The following is a 7,091-nucleotide window of genomic DNA, read 5'->3' on the forward strand; positions in this document are numbered from 1 at the left end:
TTCGTTCGTGGAGAGCTTTGTTGTCAACTAATCTTACACAGCCCAATGTGCGCCGCAATAGCGACTCTTGTTCGGGTGTTGGGTAAAATCGAAACGAATAGGCTTTTTCCATACCTCACATTTTAGCATATATTTCGTAAACGATGCTCATATTTAACAGTAAAGCCGTCGTAGAACGACGGGGTTTCAGACCCAAATTTTCGATGAGGGGAACCCTGGGGCGAATTACTTGGGCCCTTTAAAAGCCCCGTCCCATCGCGCTAAGCGCGAGGGATGAATGCTGACACTAAGTTAAAAGTGAAAAGTGGCGGCGAGAAAGGGTCCGTTAAAGTTTTGCGTAAAACCGAACGCGTTATCGCCACTACCGTTTTTATACTCGATCCCGTAGAAACGATAGGCGAATTGCAGGGAAATTTGGCGATTCACCCAGCAATCGACTCCAAACAGGAGGTTCCAGCTTAGATCTGTATCGCCGGCCAGCCCGAAACCGGAAGCGTCTCCCCGAATCCAGAAAGTGATCGGATCGGACACCTGTACCCCAAATTTACCGCCGAGGAGCGGTTCAAACCAAGTTCTCCCCTGACTGAAGGTTTGTTGGAAAGTTTGGCTGAAGTTGACGAGGGGACTGGATAGTTGTACGGTAAGCGTTTGCTCGATATCGATACTAATACTATTGAGACGAAGGCCCGCATAGGGCTGGAACCAAATTAAGGGAAAAGAGCGATTAGAGGGTTTTTCGGGCAGTTCGTGGCTGATCGGAGCGCCGATATGGTAACTGACGGCGAAATCGTAGATGCCCTGATCGAATTGTAGGTTTGTTTCCGAATCCGCTTCGAGTTGCTGTAATTGGCGATTGTCGGCGAATTCTTGTACCTGTTGCATTGTTTGTTCTAGTTGTTCGAGCGATTCTCGGGCGTTCTGAATTTCTTGTTCGAGTCGTTGCAGGGGTTCGCTATCTTTTAACCCCCGTAACTCTTGGAGTTTCGCTTGCAGTTGTTGCAGGGGTTCGCTATCTTTTAACTGCTGTAGCTCCTGAACTTTTGCTTGCAATTGTTGGAGGATTTCGCTATCTTTAGTCTGCCGCAACTCCTCAATCTTCCCTTGTAGTTGTTGTAGGGGTTCCCTATCTTTTAGCTCCCGTAACTCTTGAATCTTCGCTTGCAGTTGTTGCAGGGGTTCGCTATCTTTTAACCCCCGCAATTCTTGAATTTTTTCCTGCCCTCTAGCCAGTGCTTCCTGTATTTGCGAGAGCTTTTCTTGAAAATCCTTTAAATTTCCTAGCCGATCGCTAAAGGCAGGATCGCGGGGTAATTCTGCTATTTTCTGCTCTAAATCCCGGAGATCTCGAATATCGATATTATCCCGAATCTCACCTATATCCACGTCGGGGAGAGTCTGAATTTTTACGACCATTTCTTGTAAAGTATTCTGGCGTTCGGCCAATTGTCCTTGAAGGCTGTCAAGAGCCTGTTTAAATTCGTTTAAGCGCTCGGCTTTTCGCTCGACCTCTTGCTGCACCTCCTGTCGAATTTCTGCGAGGGTCGTCTTCAGTTCCTGCGCCTGCTCGATTTTCGGAACGATCTCTTGCTGAAAACGTTGCCGAGCGTTATTGATCGCCGTTTCCAGTTCCTGTAACTGTTCCTCCCGAAGGGCGACTTCCTGCCGTATCTGATCGCGCACTTCTTCGGCCGCCGCTGGTAATTGGCTTAATTGTTCGGTTTTTAGGGCGATATCCTGTCGTAACGCTCGAATTTTGTCTCCTGCCTCTTGAAAGCTCCCCTCTTCTTTTAATCCTTGTATCCGATCGACCGACTGGGAGATGCCTTCGAGTCCATTGATCGCTTTTTGAATTCTCTGGCTGGCATCCCGACTCAGCAACCAATTCAAGGAGTCGATAAAATTCGGCTGTCGAACCCTTGTCTTCTGCCGGTCGATCACGTTTCTCAAGCTGGCGTAATAACCGTCGAAAATCAAACCGAAACGACCGTTCCAGGCTTCCACGCGCGCGCTACCCGTCACCCGGAGCGATTGTAACACTTCCCCGAGATCGAGATGATAGCTGACGGTACGTCCCCGGGCCGTTGCGGTTCCGTAGGTACTGATCGGAATGGTCGCGTAGGGCTGAAATTTAATCTGCCAACCTCGATCCTCTTGGCCCTGGGGAGCGGGATTTTCCGGTGCGATCGGGGTCGCAGCCGGGGTGGGTTCTGTGAGGGGAGAGGCTGGCAAAACGGGCGCTCCTACTCCCGCCAGCTCCTTGGCACAGGCACTGTCCGGTAATTCCTCGGTTCGGGTTTCCCCCTCGAATAGCAAGGGGGCGACCCTATTGGTCAAGGGGGTAAAACCCTCGCAGAAGGAAGGGGCAACGGTCACGGGAGCGATCGCTTTCCCGTCATCTATCGCTTCGGCAAGAACACTGGGGACGGGAAACGATAAACCGAACAAAGTCCAGATCAGCAGGCGGCATGGCGAGAATCCCATAATTTTTCACTCCTCACTATTAAAAAAACGATCTAGCGGTAGCAGCCGACAACGGTTACCGTGTAGGTCTTGCCGAAATGGTTGACACCACCGATAAAAAGATTGACTTGATAGGGTTCATCGTTGGGTTCCGGTGTGGCGGTAATAGTCAGGGGTTTACCCGGGTCGATCCGTACATCTTGTTGGTTAAAAAACTGTCCCGTGGTTTGATCGCTGTACTTGAGGTACATCTGGATATCGAAGGAACCACCCTCATCCGAGGATATAGTGGCCACGAATTTTTGCCAGCTGCGATCGCTCGGAACCGCCCAATCGGTATTCCAGTTATTGCGAGTGATATCGACACCGAACACACTGGGAACGGTCGGTTGAGAAACGGTCTTGGTTACTTGGTTTCCTTGACCACCGATCAAAGGTATCGGGACGCAGGTTTCTGAGGCACTAAGGGGCCAATTTAAGGCAAGGGCAAGCGATAAAGTGCCGAGCCAAGTAGGACGAAAAATCATGAGCAAAACCTCGATATTTTCCTGTTAAAATCGATAGATTAATCTGGGATATTTTGATTCTAGATTATTGAGGATTTCTGAATATACTATCTCTACCATGATAGTATATTAAAATTGTTTTTATGTCAAGATATAAGCCATTAATAAAAAACAATATAGCGTTTTTCAGTCTGCTGAGGTACAAAAGTTATGGGTTTTAGGCAAAAGGGAAGAGGCAGAAGGCAAAAGGGAAGAAAAATAGGTGTACCTCACTAGCTTAGGAAACGCTATAAATACATACATTTAATAAGTGAAAGTGATATATTTTCAGATGAAAATAATCCGATAGGGTTTTTGACTGGGATAAATTGCTAATTATTGCGAATGTGAATATCTTGCTGCGGGAAGGGAATCTCGATACCCTGTTGAGTAAACCTATCAAGAATAACACAATTAATATCACTAATTACTCGCTTTTTCCTGTTGACATCATCCAACCAGAACTTTAATTCAAAGTTTAAACTAGAATGATCAAAATTCAGAAAAAAGGCTACTGGTTCGGGGTTTTTAAGTATGTGAAGATGTTGAGCGGCAATGTCTAGCAATAAATTCATCACTTGTTGGGCGTTAGAATTATAACCAACTCCGATAACAACTGAACAATAAATCAAGTTATCACTACCCGTGTAGGTGGTGACATCCTCAGTAAAAAACTTTTGATTGGGAATAATTTTTTCGGAATTGTCTGTAAGAATTTGCACTGTTGTCGCTCGAATACCTAGCTTTTTTACCTGAGAAGTCTGTCCTTCAATATTAATGATATCACCGGGTTTGAGAACTTTTTCAAATAATAGTAAAATACCGCTAATGAAATTACTTACCACTTGCTGCATACCGAAACCAATACCCACCGATAAACCGCCAGTAATTGCCGCTATTGCCGTTGCATTAACTCCCACATAACCCAAGATGATAATAAAACCTAAGACAATGAAAAAATAACGTCCTAACAGTAAAGTTGCTTCAATTTCACCGCGACTCGCTTGCTGATTTAAATTAGTAATGCTCAGAATTATACTCTCTATAAGAACAACAATAATTACCAGAAAATAGGGAGCTATTATCAAAATAAATATGCTTCTCAGTGTGATCGGACTATTGAATAAATTGAAGGGAGATACTTGGGCAATTTCTTGAATATTATTGTAAACACCAATAATATTTCTCAGGAGGAATAATACCAATAAAGGTGCTAAAAGCCGACCATGATAATATTTAATTGTATTGACGGAAAACCTAGCGTATAATCCAGCTAATAAACAACGATAAATCAAATAAAAAAATATTAATTGTATGGATAAATTAATCATTCCTCTTGTCCAGTTTTGACTGAAAAAAATTAGATACTTTAAGTCAAGTAAAATTAGACTAATAACTGGGAAATTAAGAAACTGTATCAGGATAGCAAAATATTGACGGAGGGTTAATTTTTTATCACTATGGATAAAACTGGTGACGGGAGTAAATCTTTTTTCTAAGTAAGACCATAACCATTTTGATAATAACCAAGCAAGAATTAAAGACAGAAAAATGATCGCTAATTGACTTTGAACATTCCTGCGTCCTAAAAATAATAATTGGTTAGCGATTATTTCCGAAAGAGAGGGGATATTGTTGTTCATAATTAATTTATTTTCCTGACTTCCTGATCGAGACCTGATTGAATATAAAGTGTCAGTTTTTGGGCTGCTGCTGAGGAAGATATTTCACCAGCGATCGCTCTTTCATACCAAAATTCTCCTTCTTCTAAAATTTTATTCAACTTTTCCCAATCATCCAGAGGTACTGCCACGGCATTTTGAGATTGTTGTAATAATACCGATTCGAGCGGTAGTAAATTTCCTTCGATCTGCACCCGTCGATTAGTGGGAATAAAACTTTCTGTTTGGATGATTGCTTGTAATTGTTGTTCGGGATTAGAGAGAAATTTTCCTAAAGCTAACCCCAAACTATTTTCATTATCACTATTATTGCGATTAAATACCATCACCCGTGTATAGAGAATTGGTGCTGCTTTACCCTGAGTTTCTTGGGGAAGTAAAGCGACTCTGAGATCATCTTGTAGGCTGTTTTTTAAATCGGCAATTTCAATAGAATTACACACATAATAGGTTAAGCGACCTCCAGCAAAGGCATCATGAAGTAATTCCCGTTGACGATTGAGGATAAAATTAGGCTGTGACGAGGCAAATTTTAGCCATTCTAGCCATTTTGCCCAACCATATAGACGAGGCTGCAGCCGACCCTGATCATCCCACAAATAGCCGCCAAAAATTGCCATTCCCCAAAAAGTATCTTCAAAAGAGGAAACTATCCCCACAGAATAGCCTTTGCGCGCACGTTCCACTAATCCCCCTAAACTGGTGGGAGGTTGCTTCAGCAGCGGATCGGGACTAACTTGTAATTTTTTTTGATTATAACACAGTACATTTGTACGAGAACCTAAGGGAATGCCATAGATTTTTCCTTGATAGCTAACTTGTTTCAGCGTCGGGGGATAATAAATAGATAAATCTAGATTGTTCTGGTCAATTTCCTCCAGTACTCCTTGGGATACTAATCTGGGTATATTTCTCGAAAAAATTAGAATAACACTCGCACCCAATCCGCTTTGAGATTGTTTAAAAAAACGTTCGGGTATCTCATCAACAGGAATAGCTTGTTCAAGAATTGTCACCTGCGGATTTAATTTTTCAAACTCTTGCAAACCGAGACCTACTACTTCAGTTAAATTGCCCTCTTCTGGATACCAAACCAAAAGGGTTCCTTGCAGTTGCTCCGATGATTGGTTAGGAAGATCACTAAAACAAGCATAAAGAAAAATTGGCATCAAGATAAAAAGCAATAGGAGCGATATAATTCCCCTTATTTTTTTACTTCTCCAAGCAGTTTTAACTCTGAGCCTTAGAAATTGCATCGCTCGTGATCCTTCAACAATCTTGCCATCTATTCATAGTACATGAAAAGGTGAATAATAATCTTCATCAGAAAAATAATTAACATGATTTTTTGTCAAGAGCCACCAGTATAGCAATAATCCCAGTTACTATCGGCTGCCATAATAGAATTAGTCCAAAACGCCCTGCAAGAACTACAAAATCTAGAGGAGGAAAACACCCCATGACCCATCACTACAGCATCACCATTCAATGGTCAGATGAAGACCAAAAATTTATCGCCCATCTACCTGAGTTTGGACCCTATACTCATACCCATGGTGAAACCTACAATGCAGCCCTACAAAATGCCCTTGAAGTTCTATATCTCCTTATCGAAGACTACACTGCACAAGGCAAATCTCTCCCACGTCCCCAGGCTATTTCCGCGTAGCCCAAATATCCTCTATTACATTTCAGTCAGAACCGACAACCCCGAAATAAATGATGAAAACGTCAGCCAATAAGTAATTTTTGCTTTATTATGAGAGTAATCCCCTAAACCGTTAGAGGCGTAAGGCTTACGCTGAACAGAGAATCTCTCAACCCAAACCCTGAAGGAGTTAAAGATGACTGACCCTTTAACCGCGAGTGTACTGGTAACTCTGGCAATCCAAGAGTTCATTAAATCAGGTACAGGAGATTTAGCCCAACGCTTTACGGCGGAGGCTGTGGCGAAAATTCCTGTATTGTGGAGAAAGGAAAATCGGTCAAGGTCAATGAAGCATTGGCTAAATTGGAAAGTGGAGACAGTACGGACATTGAAACTATTACCAAAAAGTTGGATATAATTTTGGCTGAAGATCCTCTTTTTGCTGAGGAGTTACGAATTTTAGGACAGGAAATTCAAGCAGGGGAAATCAGCCAAGTTGGTTTAGATGACTTTGAAGCGGGAGAACTAGATGCTGAAATTGATCAAATAGTGAAAGGAAAAACAACGACTAAAACAGAACAAATTGGCACAAAAGGGGTAAGGGTTACAGGAAAAGGGCTCTTCTAGGTTCTGTGTGAGCATGGTATAATAGTAACACAGAACAGGAGGTGGGTTATGTGGATAAATTTTGATCAACTCCTCGATTTACCAAATGTAACAGTGGTCAATTATCAAAAAATTGCTCAGACAATTTTC

8 protein-coding genes are annotated in these 7,091 nt (G+C 42.6%); 3 read left to right on the forward strand and 5 right to left on the reverse strand.

Features of this window, described 5'->3' with window-relative positions:
- The 5 genes from O9295_RS11610 to O9295_RS11630 all read right to left on the reverse strand — a co-directional run.
- A partial coding sequence (locus tag O9295_RS11610) for a helix-turn-helix domain-containing protein (protein ID WP_288032057.1) occupies positions 1-112 on the reverse strand: 112 nt, incomplete at its 3' end.
- Positions 113-291: 179 nt separating this feature from the next.
- Positions 292-2,481, reverse strand: a complete 2,190-nt coding sequence (locus O9295_RS11615) for a coiled-coil domain-containing protein (RefSeq protein WP_147071071.1) — start codon at positions 2,479-2,481, stop codon at positions 292-294.
- A gap of 32 nt (positions 2,482-2,513) precedes the next feature.
- A complete protein-coding gene (locus O9295_RS11620; protein WP_190723198.1) occupies positions 2,514-2,987 on the reverse strand; it encodes a hypothetical protein in 474 nt (157 codons plus the stop codon).
- Between the two features lie 350 nt (positions 2,988-3,337).
- Complete coding sequence (locus O9295_RS11625; protein ID WP_288033035.1) at positions 3,338-4,648, reverse strand: mechanosensitive ion channel family protein; 1,311 nt, start codon at positions 4,646-4,648, stop codon at positions 3,338-3,340.
- 2 nt (positions 4,649-4,650) lie between these two features.
- Positions 4,651-5,943 carry a sugar ABC transporter substrate-binding protein gene (locus tag O9295_RS11630; RefSeq protein WP_288033036.1) on the reverse strand — a complete coding sequence of 431 codons (1,293 nt, stop codon included), beginning with the start codon at positions 5,941-5,943 and terminating at the stop codon, positions 4,651-4,653.
- Between the two features lie 203 nt (positions 5,944-6,146).
- Between O9295_RS11630 and O9295_RS11635 the strand changes: the two genes are divergently transcribed.
- The 3 genes from O9295_RS11635 (at position 6,147) to O9295_RS11645 (ending at position 6,962) form a co-directional block, all read left to right on the forward strand.
- A complete protein-coding gene (locus O9295_RS11635; RefSeq protein ID WP_002763527.1) occupies positions 6,147-6,356 on the forward strand; it encodes a type II toxin-antitoxin system HicB family antitoxin in 210 nt (69 codons plus the stop codon).
- Between the two features lie 175 nt (positions 6,357-6,531).
- Positions 6,532-6,753: a hypothetical protein gene (locus O9295_RS11640; RefSeq protein WP_288033037.1), complete on the forward strand. Its 222-nt coding sequence runs from the start codon at positions 6,532-6,534 to the stop codon at positions 6,751-6,753.
- A gap of 2 nt (positions 6,754-6,755) precedes the next feature.
- Positions 6,756-6,962 (forward strand): hypothetical protein, encoded by a 207-nt coding sequence (locus O9295_RS11645; RefSeq protein ID WP_288033039.1) that lies wholly within the window; start codon positions 6,756-6,758, stop codon positions 6,960-6,962.
- Positions 6,963-7,091 lie beyond the last annotated feature (129 nt).

The sequence above is a fragment of the Microcystis sp. LE18-22.4A genome (assembly GCF_027531105.1).
Classification (GTDB): Bacteria; Cyanobacteriota; Cyanobacteriia; order Cyanobacteriales; family Microcystaceae; genus Microcystis; species Microcystis aeruginosa.

Excerpts from the sequence above, each read along its gene's own strand:
- O9295_RS11620 (WP_190723198.1), bottom strand. The coding sequence starts at position 2,987 with ATGATTTTTCGTCCTACTTGGCTCGGCACTTTATCGCTTGCCCTTGCC.
- O9295_RS11630 (WP_288033036.1), bottom strand. The coding sequence starts at position 5,943 with ATGCAATTTCTAAGGCTCAGAGTTAAAACTGCTTGGAGAAGTAAAAAA.
- O9295_RS11615 (WP_147071071.1), bottom strand. The coding sequence starts at position 2,481 with ATGGGATTCTCGCCATGCCGCCTGCTGATCTGGACTTTGTTCGGTTTA.
- O9295_RS11635 (WP_002763527.1), top strand. The coding sequence starts at position 6,147 with ATGACCCATCACTACAGCATCACCATTCAATGGTCAGATGAAGACCAA.
- O9295_RS11625 (WP_288033035.1), bottom strand. The coding sequence starts at position 4,648 with ATGAACAACAATATCCCCTCTCTTTCGGAAATAATCGCTAACCAATTA.
- O9295_RS11640 (WP_288033037.1), top strand. The coding sequence starts at position 6,532 with ATGACTGACCCTTTAACCGCGAGTGTACTGGTAACTCTGGCAATCCAA.